Annotated in this window: 13 protein-coding genes and 1 pseudogene; 6 read left to right on the forward strand and 8 right to left on the reverse strand. The window is 73.5% G+C overall.

Translation table 11 applies throughout. From position 1 onward, the window contains the following. Positions 1–16: 16 nt before the first annotated feature. The 3 genes and pseudogenes from ACGF3H_RS04535 to ACGF3H_RS04545 all read right to left on the reverse strand — a co-directional run. Positions 17–874: pseudogene (locus ACGF3H_RS04535) on the reverse strand (DUF2637 domain-containing protein); the annotation flags it as partial. Positions 875–1,272: 398 nt separating this feature from the next. Then, positions 1,273–1,914, reverse strand: coding sequence for a GNAT family protein (locus ACGF3H_RS04540; protein WP_362491922.1), 642 nt, complete (start codon positions 1,912–1,914; stop codon positions 1,273–1,275). After that, a complete protein-coding gene (locus tag ACGF3H_RS04545) occupies positions 1,835–2,824 on the reverse strand; it encodes an EamA family transporter (protein ID WP_362491919.1) in 990 nt (329 codons plus the stop codon). Before ACGF3H_RS04545 ends, ACGF3H_RS04540 begins: the two co-directional genes overlap by 80 nt. A gap of 113 nt (positions 2,825–2,937) precedes the next feature. Here ACGF3H_RS04545 and ACGF3H_RS04550 point away from each other — a divergent pair, with 113 nt between their 5' ends. From ACGF3H_RS04550 to ACGF3H_RS04560, 3 genes are all read left to right on the forward strand, one after another. Continuing rightward, positions 2,938–3,876: a LysR family transcriptional regulator gene (locus tag ACGF3H_RS04550; protein WP_362491916.1), complete on the forward strand. Its 939-nt coding sequence runs from the start codon at positions 2,938–2,940 to the stop codon at positions 3,874–3,876. 365 nt (positions 3,877–4,241) lie between these two features. Continuing rightward, positions 4,242–6,086, forward strand: a complete 1,845-nt coding sequence (locus ACGF3H_RS04555; protein WP_362491914.1) for a glycoside hydrolase family 3 protein — start codon at positions 4,242–4,244, stop codon at positions 6,084–6,086. 118 nt (positions 6,087–6,204) lie between these two features. Then, a complete protein-coding gene (locus ACGF3H_RS04560) occupies positions 6,205–6,849 on the forward strand; it encodes a hypothetical protein (protein ID WP_362491912.1) in 645 nt (214 codons plus the stop codon). Between the two features lie 50 nt (positions 6,850–6,899). On the opposite strand, the gene ACGF3H_RS04565 is transcribed toward ACGF3H_RS04560, so the two are convergent. The 4 genes from ACGF3H_RS04565 to ACGF3H_RS04580 form a co-directional block, all read right to left on the reverse strand. Next, entirely contained in the window at positions 6,900–8,324 is a 1,425-nt protein-coding gene (locus ACGF3H_RS04565; protein ID WP_362491909.1) for a S28 family serine protease, read from the reverse strand. A 95-nt stretch (positions 8,325–8,419) separates the two neighbouring features. Then, complete coding sequence (locus tag ACGF3H_RS04570; RefSeq protein WP_362492162.1) at positions 8,420–8,815, reverse strand: hypothetical protein; 396 nt, start codon at positions 8,813–8,815, stop codon at positions 8,420–8,422. A gap of 87 nt (positions 8,816–8,902) precedes the next feature. Next, positions 8,903–12,622: an ABC transporter ATP-binding protein gene (locus tag ACGF3H_RS04575; protein WP_362491905.1), complete on the reverse strand. Its 3,720-nt coding sequence runs from the start codon at positions 12,620–12,622 to the stop codon at positions 8,903–8,905. Positions 12,623–12,723: 101 nt separating this feature from the next. Next, positions 12,724–14,010, reverse strand: coding sequence for a hypothetical protein (locus ACGF3H_RS04580; RefSeq protein ID WP_362491902.1), 1,287 nt, complete (start codon positions 14,008–14,010; stop codon positions 12,724–12,726). A gap of 213 nt (positions 14,011–14,223) precedes the next feature. On the opposite strand from ACGF3H_RS04580, the gene ACGF3H_RS04585 reads away from it, so the two are divergent. Continuing rightward, a complete protein-coding gene (locus tag ACGF3H_RS04585) occupies positions 14,224–15,036 on the forward strand; it encodes an endonuclease (protein ID WP_362491898.1) in 813 nt (270 codons plus the stop codon). A gap of 59 nt (positions 15,037–15,095) precedes the next feature. Beyond that, on the forward strand, positions 15,096–15,464 hold the full coding sequence (locus ACGF3H_RS04590; RefSeq protein WP_362491895.1) for a hypothetical protein: 369 nt from the start codon (positions 15,096–15,098) through the stop codon (positions 15,462–15,464). Positions 15,465–15,481: 17 nt separating this feature from the next. On the opposite strand, the gene ACGF3H_RS04595 is transcribed toward ACGF3H_RS04590, so the two are convergent. Next, positions 15,482–16,078 (reverse strand): NAD(P)H-dependent oxidoreductase, encoded by a 597-nt coding sequence (locus tag ACGF3H_RS04595; protein WP_362491892.1) that lies wholly within the window; start codon positions 16,076–16,078, stop codon positions 15,482–15,484. Between the two features lie 112 nt (positions 16,079–16,190). Between ACGF3H_RS04595 and ACGF3H_RS04600 the strand changes: the two genes are divergently transcribed. After that, complete coding sequence (locus ACGF3H_RS04600; RefSeq protein ID WP_362491889.1) at positions 16,191–17,030, forward strand: helix-turn-helix transcriptional regulator; 840 nt, start codon at positions 16,191–16,193, stop codon at positions 17,028–17,030. Positions 17,031–17,037 lie beyond the last annotated feature (7 nt).

Raw genomic sequence — 17,037 nt, forward strand, 5'->3', positions numbered from 1 at the left:
GCGGCCGGTGACCGTCGCCGGGCCGGGAGCCGTCGCGCCGCGCGCCCTGGGTACCGGCGGCCCGGTCCGGTGCCGGATCGGGCGTCCGCGCCGCGCCGGCCCCCTCCGGGGACGGGGACCGCAGGCGGTGCCGGGGTGTGGCGCGCCGGGGCGGGCGGGTCAGGGTGATCTGACGTACGAGCTGCTGGAAGCAGGTCAGGGACGCCAGGCTCGGCAGGGCCGCGGCGGCGACGTCGACGACGGTCCGGGGCGTCTGGGCGGCCACGCACAGGAGCATCGCGATGAGCGAGAACGCCAGGACGACGCACCAGGAGTGGACGGCCCGGCGCTGGTGCAGCGCGGCCCGCAGGACCGACAGGGACGCCGCGAGCCAGGGCCCGTAGACGAGCAGCGGCCACCACGACACGGCGCCCGTCTGCAGGCGGGTCAGGGCGACGACGCGCAGGGGGTCGTAGGCGACCATGCCCCCGAAGAGGCTGACCGCGGAGGCGATGACGGTGATGGCGGCGGCGATGACGTAGCTGACCGCCTGGAGTCCTCGCGGGCCGCGGCGCACCCGCACCTTGCGGTGGCTGCGGGCGGTCGCTCTCAGCGGGGGCAGCTCGGCCGTGATCTCCTGCAGGTTCTGCAGGGGGCTGCCCGGTGCCGGGGCCGCGGCGGGTGTCTCGTCCCGGGCGGAGGGGGGCTCGGGGAGCTGCTCCTCGAGGGCGTCCTGGAGCATGAAGGCCAGTTCCTCGGCCGGGTCCCAGGACATGTCCGGCAGGGGCATCGAGAGGTCGTCGTCGGGAGCCCGGTGACGGCCGTGGCCCGCCTCGGGGTGAGGAGCCGCGTAGGGGGAGAATTCCGGTCCGTAATACAGTTCTTCTTCGTGCACGGCCCGGTCACTCGGCCCGCGAGAAGACGGGCCGTTCCCGCATCGCGGCCCACCGTCCGGCGAGGTCTTCCTGGAGCTCGCCCATGACATTCAGGAAGTCCCGCAGAATCGGCTCGGTTTCCCTGAGTGCGACGGTTTTCCCGCCCTGGTCCCCCGCCGTGTTCTTCCGCTCGGAAGCCCAAGGGAGACACTTCCCCCCAGTTACCTTGGTCATGCCCTCACTAACGGCGGCCGGCTCATCCGGATGCGCGGCAAACGAGTGAAGGATTATCCAGACAAGTAGCCTGTCGGGGTGTCCGCCCGACCGTCCGCCCGGCTTTCGATCCTCCTGTCATTTCATTCTGCTGTCGTTTCGATCCGTCCGTCGTTCCGATCCGTCCGGCGTCCCCGGAACGTATTCACGCACGGTGGAGGGTGCGGCGTACGCGGGACGCGACCCGGCTCTCCAGCCGTGCCCGGCACCCGGGCCACTCCGCCGCCGTGACCGAGTAGACCGCGGAGTCGCGCAGCCGCCCCTCCTCGCCCGGCGCCCAGGAGCGGGACCAGTTGCGCAGGACGCCCTCGAAGCGGGCGCCGACCGACTCGATGGCCGCGCGGGAGCGGCTGTTGCGGGCGTCCGTCTTCAGGTCGACCCGCGAGACCTCCCAGACCTCGAAGGCGTGCCGGAACAGGAGCAGCTTGGCCTCGGCGTTGATACCGGTGCCCTGCGCGGAGCGCGCCAGCCACGTGAACCCGACCTCGACGGCGTCGAGCCGGTCCTCCGTCAGCCACGACCGGGGCTCCCAGTACGCGGTGGCGCCGACCGCCCGTCCCGTGGCGAGGGAGATCTGCGCGAAGGGCGCCAGCCGTCCCGTGGCCGCCCGGGCCGCCTGTGCGTCGAGGTACGCGCCGACCTCCTCGGCCCGGGGCACCCAGGTGTACGCGTAGGTGCCGCGCTCCTCCTCCGCCGCCAGGGCGAGATCAGCGGCGTGCTGCGGGCCCAGCGGCTCCAGCCGTACCGACGTGCCTTCGAGGACCGGTGCCTTCAGCGTGAACGTCACCGGCCGGATTCTTCCGCCCGGGCGCGCTGCCGTCGAACGGGTTTTCCCGGCGGCGTGGGCGGAGGGTCACCGAGGTCAGTGCCACCCCGCCCACCAGCAGGGCTCCCGCGCACCACCGCAGCGGGGTCACCGGCTCGCCCAGGAAGAGCGCCGCCGACGTCATCCCGAAGACGGGGACCAGGAGGGAGAACGGCGCGACCGTCGAGGCGGGGTGGCGGCGCAGCAGCCAGCCCCAGGCGCCGAAGCCGAAGACGGTGGAGATCCAGGCGACGAACAGCAGTGTGCCCGCGCCCTGCCAGTCCAGGCCGCGCAGGGCCGCCAGGTCCCGGGAGGGGCCCTCCGTCAGCAGGGACAGGGCGAGGAGCGGCAGGACGGGGACGGTGGAGACCCACACCATGAAGTTCAGTGCGTCGGGCGGGGATGCCTTGCGGGTCAGGACGTTGGACACGCCCCAGGCGGCCGCCGCGCCCACCACCATCGCGAAGGCGCCCAGCGGGCCGGAGGTCCCCTCGTCGACGGCCGCCACGCCGATGCCGGCGCAGGCCACCAGCATGCCCAGCACCCGGACGCCGGTGGGGCGTTCGCCCAGTACCGCCGCCGCGATCACGGCCGTGAACACCGCCTGGATCTGGAGCACCAGCGACGACAGGCCCGCCGGCATGCCCGCGTCCATGCCGACGAAGACCAGGCCGAACTTCGCCACGCCGAGCACCAGGCCCACCGCGACGATCCACTTCCAGGCCACCTTGGGGCGGCCGACGAAGAAGACGGCGGGCAGGGCCGCCGCCAGGAAGCGCAGGGCGGAGAAGAGCAGGGGCGGGAAGTGGTCGAGGCCGATCTCGATGACCGTGAAGTTGACGCCCCAGACGGCGGCGACGAGCACGCCGAGAGCGAGGTGGGAAGGTCGCATGCGTCGAGGATCGCCCCGCCGGACCGTGTAGCACCAGCGAAGATTGCTGCATGGTTGGATGAAGCATCGCTAACTCATGAAGCGTCGCCACCTCTTCACGCCCGGGAGCCGACATGCTCGACCTGCAGCGCCTGCGTGCCCTGCACGCCGTCTCCGTGCACGGCACCGTCGGGGCGGCCGCCGCCGCGCTCGGCTTCACTCCGTCCGCCGTCTCCCAGCAGATCGCCAAGCTGGAGCGGGAGACCAGGACCGTGCTCCTGGAGCGGAAGGGCCGCGGCGTGCGGCTCACCGACGAGGCCCGTCAACTGGCCGCCGCCGCACGCGAGCTGATGGCCATCGTGGAGCGCACGGAGACCGAACTGGAGGAGCGGCGCGGGGTACCCGCGGGGCGGCTGACCATCGCCGCGTTCCCGTCGGCGGCGCGCGGACTGCTGCCGCCGGTGCTGGCCGACCTGGCGGCGCGGCACCCCGCGCTCGACACCCGGCTCAGCGAGGCCGACCCGCACCTGTCCGTGGACCTGGTGGCAAAGGGCGCCGTCGACCTCGTCGTCGCCCACGACTGGGACATCGCGCCGCTGCCCGCCCCGGCCGGCGTGGAGCAGGCGCCGATCGGCGAGGACCTGTGCGACCTGCTCGTCCCCGAGGGGCACCCCTTCGCGGGGCGGGGGGCCGTACGGCGTCAGGAGCTGGGCGGGCAGCGCTGGATCTGCCAGCCGCCCGGCCGGGTCTGCCACGACTGGCTGGTGCGCACCCTGCGGACGGCCGGGCACGAGCCGGACATCGTGCACCAGGCCGACGAGAACCCGACGCTGGTCGCCCTGGTCGCCGCCGGGCTCGGCATCGCGGTGATCCCCCGGCTGGGGCGTGGCCCGCTGCCCGCCGGGGTGGTGGAGGTGCCGCTGGACCCGATGCCCGTGCGGCGGCTGTACGCGCTGTGGCGCACGGGGGCCGCGCGGCGTCCGGCGATCGCGGAGACCGTGCAGGCCCTGCGCGCGCACTGGCCGGCCGTCTCCGCGCACGCCGGCCCGTCCTCGGTCCGGCCGGCCCGCTGACCCCCCCCTCGGCGCCGGCTGGGGGAACCGGGGCCCGGAGCGGGAACCCGGTCCGGGTCCCGCTCGTCCAACACGCACGTTGCCGGAAGAGTCTCCACGGTGCGGTGTCGGCCTCGCCGCCGGCTGCGATCGCCGACCACCCTCTCCTCCGCACCGCGGCCGGCAGCACGCCGCCGTCGGCGCGCCCCCCTCCCTGCGCGCCGGCGGCGGCCCCCAGGGCGCGGCCCTCCCTCCCCCGGCCCGTGGGGCGACTCGTGTGCACTCCCTTGACTGGCAGAAACTTCCCGGATATTGGTGACTCCTTGGAAGTTTCCTTCAGCAGCTCTCCAGCGATTCCGCAGCGGATCACTCCGGAAGGAGCGCACGTGCAAGACAGCAGCACGGCCGGCCCGGGAAGCACCGCACGACCCTCCAGGCGTACCGTCCTCGCGGCCACCGCGGGCGTCACCGCGGTGCTCGCGGCAGGCGGCACCGCGTACGCCGGCCGGCGCCGGCCCGACGACGACAGGCTCCGCGCCGTCGTCTCCGGCATGACGCTCGAGGAGAAGGTCGGCCAGCTCTTCGTGATGCGGGTCTACGGCCATTCCGCCACCGCCCCCGACCAGGCCGACATCGACGCCAACCTCAAGGAGATCGGCGTCCGCACGGCCGCCGAACTCGTCGCGAAGTACCGGGTGGGCGGCATCATCTACTTCGCCTGGGCGCACAACACGCGCGATCCGCAGCAGATCGCCTCCCTGTCCAACGGCATCCAGAAGGCGTCCCTGTCGCTGCCGCGCGGGCTGCCGGTGCTCATCTCCACGGACCAGGAGCACGGGATAGTGGCCCGCGTGGGCGAACCGGCGACCCTCTTCCCCGGCGCGATGGCCGTCGGCGCGAACGGCTCGCGGTCCGACGCCCGTACCCTCGGACGGATCGCGGGCGCCGAGCTGCGCGCTATGGGCATCCGGCAGGACTACGCCCCCGACGCCGACGTGAACGTCAACCCGGCCAACCCGGTGATCGGCGTGCGCTCCTTCGGCGCCGACCCCGCGGCGGTGGCCGGGCTGGTGGCCGCCGAGGTGACGGGATATCAGAGCTCCGGTGTCGCGGCGTGCGCCAAGCACTTCCCCGGGCACGGGGACACGGCCACCGACAGCCACACCGGTCTGCCGGTCATCACGCACAGCCGTGAGCAGTGGGAGGAGCTGGACGCGCCGCCGTTCCGCGCGGCGATCGCGGCCGGCATCGACTCGATCATGACCGCCCACCTCGTGGTCCCGGCGCTCGACGGCTCCGGCGACCCGGCCACCCTCTCCCGCCCGATCCTCACCGGCATCCTGCGCGAGGAGCTCGGCTACGACGGGGTCGTGGTCACCGACTCCCTCGGCATGGAGGGCGTACGGACGAAGTACGGCGACGAACGGGTGCCGGTGCTGGCGCTGAAGGCGGGCGTCGACCAGCTCCTCAACCCGCCGGACCTGGACCTCGCGTGGAACGCGGTCCTCACGGCCGTGCGCGAGGGCGAGCTGACCGAGGCACGGCTCGACGAATCGATCCTGCGCGTGCTGCGGCTGAAGGCCAAGCTGGGCCTCTTCGAGGACGCCTACACCGGGAGCCGGGACGTCGACCGCACGGTCGGCACCCGGGGACACCTGGCCGCCGCCGACCGGATCGCCGAGCGGAGCACCACCCTGCTGGTCAACGAGCGGAACCTGCTGCCGCTCTCCCGCCGCCGGACGCCGAAGCTGCTCGTCGTCGGCGCCGACCCCGCCTCCCCGTCGGGCACGACGGGCCCGCCGACCACCACGCTCGCGGGCGCGCTGGGCGAACTCGGCTTCACGACCACCGCGCTGTCCACGGGCACCGCGCCGTCGGCCGCGGTCATCGACCGGGCGGTCGCCGCCGCCGGGGACGCGGACGCGGTGGTGGTCGCCACGTACAACGTCACCGCGGGCAGCAGCCAGCGCACGCTGGTCAACCGGCTGCTGGCGACCGGGAAGCCGGTGGTGGCGGTCGCCATCCGCAATCCGTACGACGTGGCCCAGCTCCCCGGCGTCCCCGCCGTCCTGGCCGCGTACTCGTGGACGGACGTCGAGGTGCGGGCGGCGGCCCGGGTCATCGCCGGGCGGGTGCGGCCGCGCGGGAAGCTGCCCGTGCCGGTGGTGCGGGCGGACGATCCGGCGACGGTCCTCTACCCGCTCGGGCACGGCCTGTCGTACCGGGCGTAGCACGGCGTACGCCACGCGCCGGGAGCGCGGACCGGCACCGTGCGCAAAGCACCCCGCGCGTCTGGCGTGCGCCCGCTGCGGCGGGTCACGCTGGACGGGGGACCCCGGGGGGACGGCGATGCGTGGGAGACGGTTCACGGGCGTGCTGTGCACGCTCCCGGCGCTGCTCGCCGGGCTGCTGGCGGGCTGTCAGAGCCCGTCGCCCGGCGGGACGGGGACCAGTGGGCGGCTCGGCGACGGCACACCGCCGGCCGCGGTCACCCGGCCGTCCGGGTACGGCGCGGTGTTCCTGGCGGTCGACGAGTGCAGCTCGTTCGGGACGGTCAGCTTCACCGAGGTGCCGTGCGCCGGGGAGCGGGCGGCGGCCCGGGTCGTGGCCCGGCACGACGGGAAGGCGTCGGGCGGGCCGCCCTGCCCGGCGACCACCGACTTCGTCCTGCACATCAGCGAGCAGCGGCCCTCCGCCGACGAGGACGGGGACGGGGCCGTGTCGCAGGGTTACGCCTGCATGCGGTCGCTCCAGCCCCCGCACCCCGGTGACCCGGGGGGCGGGGGCGGGCCGCGCACCATCGTCGGCGACTGCGTCCAGGACGCCGGGGGCGGGAAGGTCCGCGAGACCGCCTGCGACGGCGCGGGCGGGCGCAGACCCCGGTACAAGCTGGTCGGGGCGGTCGCCCGCCGGGCGCAGTGCCCGGCCGGGACCGCCCTGTTCGTCCGGCTCGGTGCCGGCGAACGCCCGGTCGGCTGCGCCCGGCCGCTGTGAGCGTCGGCGCCCACGGCGGCCGGACGCGGCTGCCGCTTCGCCGGGCGGGGTTACGGACGCAGCGCCGACTCGTGCCGCACGTCCCGCTTGTCCAGCTTGGCGTCGAACGCCGCGAGCGGCCTGGCCGCCGACGGGTTCTCCTGGACGGTGGCGGAGGCGACGCCGGCCCACTCGAGGATGCGGGCGGTGGCCAGGGCCTTCTGCTCGGGCACCAGGCCGGCGACGTTGGCGCCGTGGTTCATGCCGGGGGCGGTCATGACGTAGGAGTCACGCGCGCCGTGGCCGAGGCGGAACCGCTCGGCGCCCCACGGGTCGTTCTGCCCGTACACGAACAGCATGTGGCTGGCGTTGTGCCGCACCCAGGTGTCGACGTCCCGCATGGCCCACGGCTCGAACCTCATCGGGATGGACCGGGGCACGAAGTTGCGCGGCGGCTGGTAGCCGTAGCGGATGTACTTCTTCTCGATGTGCGGGAAGTGGATCGTCGGCGCGCCCAGCTGGGTGCCCGCCTGGTAGTAGTACGGCGTGTACGTCTCCAGGCCCTGGTCGGTGTAGGCGGAGAAGCCGGAGATGGTGTCCACCGAGTCCCAGATCGCCTCGTCGGTGGCGTTCCGCGCGTCGGCGGGGATGTCCGCGCAGTCGGCGAGGGTGCTGTACTGCCAGAAGCCCCACACGTAGTCCAGGACGACGGCCTCGTAGGCGCGGTCCAGGCTGCCGATGGTGTCGAAGGTGTAGCCGTTCTCGGCCGCGTACGCCGCGTACTTCTTCTCCAGCGGTGCCCGGCGCACCAGCGCCTCGCGCTGCACGCCGTTCAGGCGGTCGCGGCACTCCTTGGTGCCGACGGTCAGGAAGAAGCGGTCGTAGGCCGAGTCCTCCTTGTTCACCACGTCGTTGGGGGCGACGTAGGCGACGACGCCGTCCATGTCGCGCGGGTAGAAACGCTCGTAGTAGGTGGCGGTCATGCCCCCCTTGGAGCCGCCCGTGGAGAGCCAGTTCTCGGAGTAGAGCGGCTTGAGCGCCTGGAAGATGCGGTGCTGGTCGCTGGCCGCCTGCCAGATGTCCAGCTTCGACCAGTCGGCCGGCTGCGGCCGGGACGGGGTGAAGTAGCGGTACTCCATGGAGACCTGGTTGCCGTCCACGATCTGGGTCGGCTCGCGCCGGCTCGGGGACGTGGAGACGTTGTAGCCGCCGGTGTAGAAGACCGTCGGGCGGCTCACGTCCTTGTGCAGCACGGTGATCCGCTGCTGGAACGTGCCCTTGGACGGGTACCGGTGGTCGACCGGCTGTGTGTAGTTCAGGACGAAGAAGCGGTAGCCGGTGTACGGCTTCTCCTCGATCAGGCTCATGCCCGGTATGGACAGCAGCCGGTCCTTGATGTCGACGGCCTTCGGCTCGGCGGCGGTGGCCGCGCCCGCCGTGCTGACGGTGCCTATGAGCACCACGAGCGCCAGCAGCCATCTGAGCGCCTTGCGCATGCACCCTCCCTGTGAAACAGATGTGCGCCGGAAGCTATCGGAGCAACACACCCGTACACCAGGGGAGATGAGGAAATGGCCGGCGCGGTCCGGTCTCAGCAGAGGATCCAGCCGGAGCTGACGGCGCCCCGCTCCACCCCGCCCCGCACCCACACGCACCGCTGTCCGGCGTGCACGGTCACCGGCCCGGCCCGGTAGGTGTAGCGCCCCGCGTCGACGACCGGCCGGCCGCCGCGCGCCTGCACGCTGACGTTCATCCTCCGCTTCGGGCCGGTCCTCTGGGGGACGGTGACGGCGCACACGTAGCCGCCGCGCTTGTAGACGAGCACGGACCCGGTGGCGAACGGCAGCGTGCGGACCTTGCGGCCCGCGCACGGCGCCGCGGCCGCCCGCGCGTCGTGGGGAGCCGCCACCGCGAGGAGTCCCGCCGTGGTCAGCACGGCCGCGCCGGCCGCCAGCCGCCGGCGCAGTCCGGCACCACCCCTGCCCACCACGGCCCCTTCCGTACGGCGATCACTGACGTACGGATGTACGGACGCACGGTCCGGGTCGAATGGTTGCGCGAGTGCGCGGGGCCGTCAGCGGGACGCGCCGACCGGCTCCTCCGGTCCGGCCGCCCCGATGAAGGTCCGCCACAGCCGCGCGTACCGTCCGTCGAGCGCCAGCAGTTCGTCGTGCGTGCCGTCCTCGACGACCCGTCCGTGGTCCATGACGACGACCCGGTCCGCGCGGGCGGCCGTGGTGAGCCGGTGGGCCACCACGAGGGTCGTACGGCGGCCCGCCAGCCGGTCGGTGGCCTGGTTGACCTGCGCCTCCGTGGCCAGGTCCAGGGCCGCGGTGGCCTCGTCGAGGAGCAGGACGTCCGGGTCGACCAGTTCGGCGCGGGCCAGCGCGATCAGCTGGCGCTGCCCGGCGGAGAGGTTGCGTCCCCGCTCGGCGACCTCGTGGAGGTAGCCGCCCTCCAGGGTGGCGATCATCTCGTGGGCGCCGACCGCACGGGCCGCCGCCTCCACCTCGGCGTCGGTGGCCTCGGGACGCCCGTAAGCGATGGCGTCCCGGACGGTGCCGGGGAAGAGGTACGCCTCCTGCGGGACGACGCCGAGGCGGTGCCGGTAGGAGGTGAGGTCGAGGTCGCGCAGGTCCCGTCCGTCCGCGGTCACCCGCCCCGCCGTCGGGTCGTAGAACCGGGCGACCAGCTTGACCAGGGTCGACTTGCCCGCGCCGGTCTCGCCGACGAACGCGACGGTCTGTCCGGCGGGAATGCGCAGGTCGATGCCGGTGAGTGCCTCCTCCTCGTCGCCGTACCGGAAGCGCACGTCCTCGAAGGCGATCTCGCCCCGCAGGGACGGCACGTCCAGCGGCTCGTCGGCGGCCTCGGTGGAGGTGGGCTCGCGCAGCAGCTCCTGGATCCGGCCGAGGGAGACGGTCGCCTGCTGGTAGCCGTCGAAGACCTGGGAGAGCTGCTGGACGGGCGCGAAGAACAGGTCGATGTAGAGCAGGTAGGCCACCAGCGCGCCGGTGGTCAGCGTGGCGTCGTCGATCCGGGTGCCGCCGACGATCAGCACGGCGACGGCCGCCGCCGAGGACAGCAGCTGCACGAACGGGAAGTAGACCGAGATCAGCCACTGGCCGCGGATGCGGGCCTGCCGGTAGCTGTCGCTGCGCTCGGCGAACCGGCGGCCGCCGTCGCGCTCGCGCCGGAACGCCTGCACGATCCGCAGCCCGGCCACCGACTCCTGGAGGTCGGCGTTGACCACCGACACCCGCTCGCGGGCCAGCTCGTACGCCTTGACGCTGGCCCGGCGGAAGAAGAACGTGCCGATGATCAGCGGCGGCAGCGTGGCGAAGACGACCAGGGCGAGCTGGATGTCGATCACCAGCAGGGCGACCATGATGCCGAAGAAGGTGACGACCGAGACGAAGGCGGTGACCAGGCCCGTCTGGAGGAAGGTCGACAGCGCGTCGACGTCCGTGGTCATCCGGGTCATGATCCGGCCGGTCAGCTCGCGCTCGTAGTAGTCAAGGCCGAGCCGCTGGAGCTGGGCGAAGATCTTCAGGCGCAGCGCGTACAGGATCCGCTCGCCCGTGCGTCCGGTCATGCGGATCTCGCCGGTCTGCGCCGCCCACTGGGCGAGCACGGCGAGCAGGCCAAGCAGCGCGGCCGCCCAGACCGCGCCGAGGGCGAGCCGGGTGACGCCGTCGTCGATGCCGTGCCGGATCAGGACCGGCAGCAGCAGGCCCATGCCGGCGTCGACGGCGACCAGGGCGAGGCTGACGAGCAGGGGGCGCCCGAAGCCGTGCAGGAGGCGGCGCAGGCCGTACGACCGCTCCGGCAGCACGGCACGGGCCTCGTCGACGTCCGGGGCGTCGGTGGCCGGGGGCAGGGCGTCGACCTGGGCGAGCAGCTCGGGCGTGGCCGGGGTGCCGGCGAGGGCGGTGTCCTTGGGGGCCCGGTCGCCGGTCCACAGCCGCGGGGTGACGCCGCGCTCGGCGTCGAACTCGGCGTCCAGCTCGTCCCGGACGGAGGTGTCCTCCGGCTCCTCGGCGGGGCGGGCGTGGCCGGGCGAGACGCCGCCGAGCTCGTCCGGGTCGGTGAGCAGGCGGCGGTAGAGCGCCGAGCGTTCCTGGAGCTCCTCGTGGGTGCCGATGTCGGCGAGGCGGCCGTGGTCGAGGACGGCGATGCGGTCGGCGAGGCCGAGGGTGGAGCGGCGGTGGGCGATCAGCAGGGTCGTGCGGCCCCGCATGACCTGGGCGAGCGCCTCGTGGATCTCGTGCTCGACGCGGGCGTCCACGGCGGACGTCGCGTCGTCCAGGACCAGCAGCCGGGGGTCGGTGAGGATCGCGCGGGCGAGGGCGACGCGCTGGCGCTGTCCGCCGGAGAGGGTCAGGCCGTGCTCGCCGACGGTGGTGTCGTAGCCGTCGGGCAGCTCGGTGATGAACCGGTGGGCCTGCGCGGCGCGGGCGGCGGTCTCGATCTGCTCGTCGGTGGCGTCGGGACGGCCGTAGGCGATGTTGGCGCGCACGGTGTCGGAGAAGAGGAAGGAGTCCTCGGGCACGAGCCCGATCGCGGCCCGCAGCGAGTCCAGGGTCAGCTCGCGCACGTCGTGGCCGCCGACGAGGACGGCGCCGCGCGTGACGTCGTAGAAGCGCGGCAGCAGCAGGGAGACGGTGGACTTGCCGGAGCCGGAGGAGCCGACGACGGCGAGGGTCTCACCGGGCCGGATCTCGAAGGAGAGACCGTCGAGGACGGGCCGGCCGGGGTCGTAGCCGAACGACACGTCGTCGAACTCGACGGTGGCGGGAGCGTCGGCCGCGAGTTCCCTCGTGCCGTCGGTCAGGGACGGCTCGGTGTCGATCAGCTCCAGGACGCGTTCGGTGCCGGCGCGGGCCTGCTGCCCGACGGTGAGGACCATGGCGAGCATCCGGACCGGACCGACGAGCTGGGCCAGATAGGTGGAGAAGGCGACGAACGTGCCGAGGGTGATGTGCCCGCGCACCGCCAGCCAGCCGCCGAGGGCGAGCATGGCGACCTGTCCGAGCGCGGGGACGGCCTGGAGGGCGGGGGTGTAGGTGGCGTTCAGCTTGACCGTCCGCAGCCGCCCGGCGAACAGCCGGCGGCCGACCTCACGGAGCTTCCCGGTCTCCTGCTCCTCCTGCCCGAAGCCCTTGACCACGCGGACGCCGCTCACCGACCCGTCGACCACGCCCGCGACGGCGGCGGCCTGGGCCTGGGCGTACCAGGTGGCGGGGTGCAGGCGGGTGCGGCTGCGGCGGGCGATGAACCACAGGGCGGGCGCGACGGCGACGGCGACGAGCGTCAGCGGCAGCGACAGCCACGCCATGATCACCAGGGAGATCAGGAAGAGCAGGACGTTCCCGATGGTCATCGGGAGCATGAACAGCAGCCCCTGGATCAGCTGGAGGTCGCTCGTCGCCCGCCCGACCACCTGGCCGGTGGACAGCTCGTCCTGCCGCCGCCCGTCGAGCCCGGTGATCGTGTCGTACATGTCCGTGCGCAGGTCGTGCTGCACGTCGAGGGCGAGCCGGCCGCCGTAGTAGCGGCGCACGTAGGTGAGGCCGTAGACGGCGAGCGCGGCGCCGGTCAGGACACCGGCCCAGGTGGCCATGTCCCGGGTTCCGTCGCCGATGACGTCGTCGATGATCACCTTGGTGATCAGCGGGACGAGGGCCATGACGGCCATGCCGCCGAGGGAGGCCCCGAGGGCGAGGACGACGTCCTTGGGGTACCGCCAGGCGTACCCCGCCAGTCGTCGTGCCCATCCCCGTTGCGCGTCCACGCGGTGTCCTCCGGTCGGTCGTCCTGCTCACCTGATCTACCGCAAGGCACCAACGCGGGCGAGCGGGGATTTCATCCCGCCGCAACATTCGGGCGGCGCGATCAGAGGCGGTACGCCCCCGTCCCCGGGACGCCCTCCTCGGCCGCGAGCGGGGTGAGGGCGACGACGCCCCGGCCGCGGAGCGTGGTGTGCGGGCCCAGGGCGAAGGGGTTCGTCGCGCCCAGCCGGAGCGCGAGGTCCGGTGCCATGTAGGGGGTGGTGTCCTCCCACTCGGCGTCCTCGTCGTCCTCCTCGGCCCAGGCGGCGTGCAGCGCGAGCTCCTCGGGGAGCGGCTCGCCCAGCTCGGGGAGCGGTTCCTCGCCCCAGGTGGAGGCGTCGAGGCGGCGGACCACGGCCCCGTCCTCGGCCAGCGCCCAGCCCGAGCCGCCGCCGTGCTCGCCGAAGTGGTACGCCTGGGCGCGGCCGTAGCGGCTGCTCAGCGCGGTGAGGGCGTCGAGCACCCCGTCGGCGCGGTCCGGGTCGACGGGGTTGCACCAGGGCCCCAGCACCAGCGTCCAGCCGTCCACCTCGGGGGTGACGTAGACGCGGCGGTGGTCGGGCCAGTCCTCGCTGTCGTGGGTGACGACGCTGTACCCGAGCGCGAACGTGGCGAGCCGTTCACCGGACAGGCCCAGCACCTCGGCGATCCCGGCCCGGTCGCCGCCGGGGACCGCCAGCCACGAGGTGGAGCAGTTCTCCAGGGGCTCGGCCCGGTCGTCGAGCGCCTTGATCCGGATCAGCCGGGCGACGGCCGCCCGGTCCCGCTCGGACAGGGCCTCCTCGCCGCCGGCCGCGGCCAGCACCGCGAGGGCACGCGCCCGCAGCGCCCCGGGGCCCTCGCGCCGCACCCGCCGGAGCGGTTCCAGGACGGCGTCCCCCAGCATCGGCAGCACCCAGCGGGCGCGCTGGGCCACGCCCGGGTCGGGGTCGGCGACGAGCGGGACGAGCGCCTCGACCACCGGGCCGAGGTCGCCCCGGTACCCGGGGGTGCGGCCGTACGCCACCGAGCACGCGGACTGGATGCCGAAGGCGGCGGCCTCGCGGACGGCCGCCGAGGGGTGGGCCAGGGCCTCGGTGTAGCGCTCGACCGTGCCCAGACCGCTGAACGCCGCGCCCGCGCGCCGCCGCGGCTCCCCCTCGGGTGCCGTCTCCAGGGCGGCGAGCACGTCGTCGTAGGCCGCCGGGCCGATGGCGTGCAGGAGCAGCTTGATCTGGAACCAGTCCACCGGCGAGGACGCGTCGAGCATCTCGCGCAGCAGGGGCGGCACCGCCGCCGCTCCGAGCGCCGTCAGGGCCTCACGCGCGGCCTTCCGCCGCCCCGGGTCTCCCAGCTCCCTGACCAGCTCCACGTCGCCGCCTCCTGTCGCATCCGTGCACGGGCGACGATCACTATGCCCGCGGCGGACCTGACGCCCCGTCGGCGGGGGTCCGCCCGGGAGGCCGGGTGCTCGACACGCAATCGCCACCTTCCCTTCACGCCGCCGATCGCATGTCCATGTCACTGTCTGCGGTATCACCCAGTCGTCAACCCGCGTAGACCCCGCGTAGATCGGACACCCCACATGCTCGCGATACGCACATCCGCAGGCAGGCGCCGGAAAGCGGGGGCGCTCGCCGCGGCCGCCGTCCTCGCCGGTCTCGCCGCCCCGTCGCTGACCGCGACCCCCGCCACGGCCACCGCGAACGACTACGACGCGACGTACTACAAGAACGCGATCGGCAAGACGGGGACCGGCCTCAAGGCCTCCCTCCACACGATCGTCAGCAACCAGACGAAGATCTCGTACTCGGCCGTCTGGGACGCGCTGAAGGTCACCGACCAGGACCCGGCCAACAGCGACAACGTGGTCCTGCTCTACTCCGGCATCTCCCGCGGCAAGTCCCTGAACGGCGGGAACACCGGCGACTGGAACCGCGAGCACGTCTGGGCCAAGTCGCACGGCGACTTCGGCACCTCCACCGGGCCCGGCACCGACCTGCACCACCTGCGCCCCGAGGACGTCCAGGTCAACGGCGTCCGGGGCAACAAGGACTTCGACAACGGCGGCAGCGCCGTGAGCAACGGCGGCGGCAGCCTCACCGACTCCGACTCCTTCGAGCCCCGGGACGCGGTCAAGGGCGACGTGGCCCGCATGATCTTCTACATGGCGGTGCGCTACGAGGGCGGCGACGGCTGGGCCGACCTGGAGGTCAACAGCAGCGTCAACAACGGCAGCAACCCGTACATCGGCAAGCTGGCCGTACTGAAGGCGTGGAACGACGAGGACCCGCCGGACGCCTTCGAGGAGCACCGCAACCAGGTCATCTACGACACCTACCAGCACAACCGCAACCCGTTCGTCGACCACCCGGAGTGGGTGGAGGCGATCTGGTAGGCCGGGCACCGGTACCGGGCTCCACGGTGGCCCGTGCCGGAACCTGGGCAGACTTCCTCATGGCTGACGCGACACCGAGCGATCACACACGGGCGGGACGACTGCTGGCGGCACTCTGGACGCTGCGACTCCTCGCCACGTCGCAGGGATCGCCTCCCGAACCCGGGCAGTTCCTCGCGAAGAAGGTCCCGGCGCGGTTGCTGGACGAGGAGCTGTCCCGCCTGGCGTCCCATCTCGTACGGGCGAGAGGCCGGGGAGGTGAACGCTGGAAGGCCGCGGCGGCCGTCTACCGCGAGCTGCCGGACCTCCTGCCGCCGTCCCGCCTGCCCCAGGACACCATGAGCCCCGGGGAGCAGGCGGCCTTCTCCACGGGCTACGCCGAGCGACTCGCCCAAGACCGGAAGGAGTTCGGCGACCTGCTGAGGTGACGCGGTCGGCGGTTGCCTCACGCCGGGTAGGGGGCGGCCTCGCGGGCCGCGCGGAGCGCCCCCGCCCACCAGGCCAGCTGCTCCAGCAGGGTCTTCGCGTAGCCGGAGGCCTCGGGGTCGAGCGGCCGTCCGTCCTGCCAGGCGGTGAAGTAGTTCGGGAAGGCGAGACCGTCGCGGATGGTCACCGCGTGCAGTTCGGTCAGCACGTTCTCCAGGTGCAGCACCGCGTGCCGGCCGCCCGCCGCGCCGCCGTAGCTGACGAAGGCGACCGGCTTGGCCGTCCACTGGGTGAAGTGCCAGTCGATGGCGGCCTTCAGGGACGCCGGGTAGCTGTGGTTGTACTCGGGCGTGACCACGATGAACGCGTCCGAGCTGTCCAGGGCCGCCGTGAGGGCCGCCATGCCGGCCGGGCGGGGGTAGTCGTCACCGGCGTACTTCGGCGGCGCCGCGGGCAGGGCGAGCGGGATGTCGATGTCGGCCAGGTCGACGACCTCGACCTCGAACCCGCCGTGTTCGCGGGCCTGTTCGGCGACCCACGAGCCGACCACGGGACCGAACCGTCCCTCACGGACACTTCCGACGACGACCACGAGCCTGTGCTTGGTGTTCTCCATGCCCTCCACTGTCGATCCCCGGTGCGGGCGCAGCCAGACTGCGATCAGGCTGGCCCCGGCAGGGCCACCCTGAGCTCCGCCGGGGCGGCCGGCGGCGCCCTAAGCTCCAGGCATGGGGACACCGTTGGGGGACTTCCTCCGGACCAGGCGCGACAGCATCCAGCCCGAATCACTGGGGCTGCCCGATCACGGCCGTCGCAGGTCGCCGGGGCTGCGGCGTTCGGACGTCGCCACGCGGGCCGGGGTCAGCGTCGAGTACCTCACCCGCATCGAGCAGGGCCGGGACCGCAATCCCTCGGTCGCCGTGCTGAACGCGCTCGCCGACGCCCTCTCCCTCGACCCGGCCGAACGCGGCCACCTGCGCTACCTCGCGAAGATCACCGGCGGGGAGTGCACCGCCCACGCACGGGCCGAGCCGCCGCGCCGGGAGGTCCGCCCGTCCGTCCTGGACACCCTGCGCCTCCTCGAACCGGGCATCGCCGTGGTGACCAACCGGCTGGGCGACCTGCTCGCGTGGACCGACGCCTTCGCGGCCGTGGCGGACGGCTCGGGGCTCCTGGATGCGGAGCAACCGAACCTCACCCGCTACGTCTTCACCGACGCCCGCGCCAGGACGTTCTTCGCCTCGTGGGACGACGTCGCCGACGAGCAGGCCTTCGACCTGTGGCTCGGCCCGACGATCGAGAACGCGGAGTGGCTGATCGCGGAGCTCGCGCCCGTCGCAGGTCCCGACTTCACCGGGCGCCTGAACCGGCACGTGGTGCCGCCGCGCGGAGTACTGCGGCTCGACCACCCGTCCGGCTGCGGGCTCCGGCTGCGCCGCGAGTCGCTCGACCTGCCCGCGGACGCGCAGCAGTTGCTCGTCCTGCTGCCCGCGGACGAGGAGACGGCCCTTGCCGTCGAACGGCTGCGCGGCGCGCGTGGGCACGGCCGGCTGCGGGCCATCTCCTAGTACCGGC

Source organism: Streptomyces sp. NPDC048185 (assembly GCF_043202495.1).
In the GTDB taxonomy this organism is placed as follows: domain Bacteria; phylum Actinomycetota; class Actinomycetes; order Streptomycetales; family Streptomycetaceae; genus Streptomyces.

Excerpts from the sequence above, each read along its gene's own strand:
- ACGF3H_RS04545 (WP_362491919.1), bottom strand. The coding sequence starts at position 2,824 with ATGCGACCTTCCCACCTCGCTCTCGGCGTGCTCGTCGCCGCCGTCTGG.
- ACGF3H_RS04550 (WP_362491916.1), top strand. The coding sequence starts at position 2,938 with ATGCTCGACCTGCAGCGCCTGCGTGCCCTGCACGCCGTCTCCGTGCAC.
- ACGF3H_RS04560 (WP_362491912.1), top strand. The coding sequence starts at position 6,205 with ATGCGTGGGAGACGGTTCACGGGCGTGCTGTGCACGCTCCCGGCGCTG.
- ACGF3H_RS04565 (WP_362491909.1), bottom strand. The coding sequence starts at position 8,324 with ATGCGCAAGGCGCTCAGATGGCTGCTGGCGCTCGTGGTGCTCATAGGC.
- ACGF3H_RS04585 (WP_362491898.1), top strand. The coding sequence starts at position 14,224 with ATGCTCGCGATACGCACATCCGCAGGCAGGCGCCGGAAAGCGGGGGCG.
- ACGF3H_RS04590 (WP_362491895.1), top strand. The coding sequence starts at position 15,096 with ATGGCTGACGCGACACCGAGCGATCACACACGGGCGGGACGACTGCTG.
- ACGF3H_RS04595 (WP_362491892.1), bottom strand. The coding sequence starts at position 16,078 with ATGGAGAACACCAAGCACAGGCTCGTGGTCGTCGTCGGAAGTGTCCGT.
- ACGF3H_RS04600 (WP_362491889.1), top strand. The coding sequence starts at position 16,191 with ATGGGGACACCGTTGGGGGACTTCCTCCGGACCAGGCGCGACAGCATC.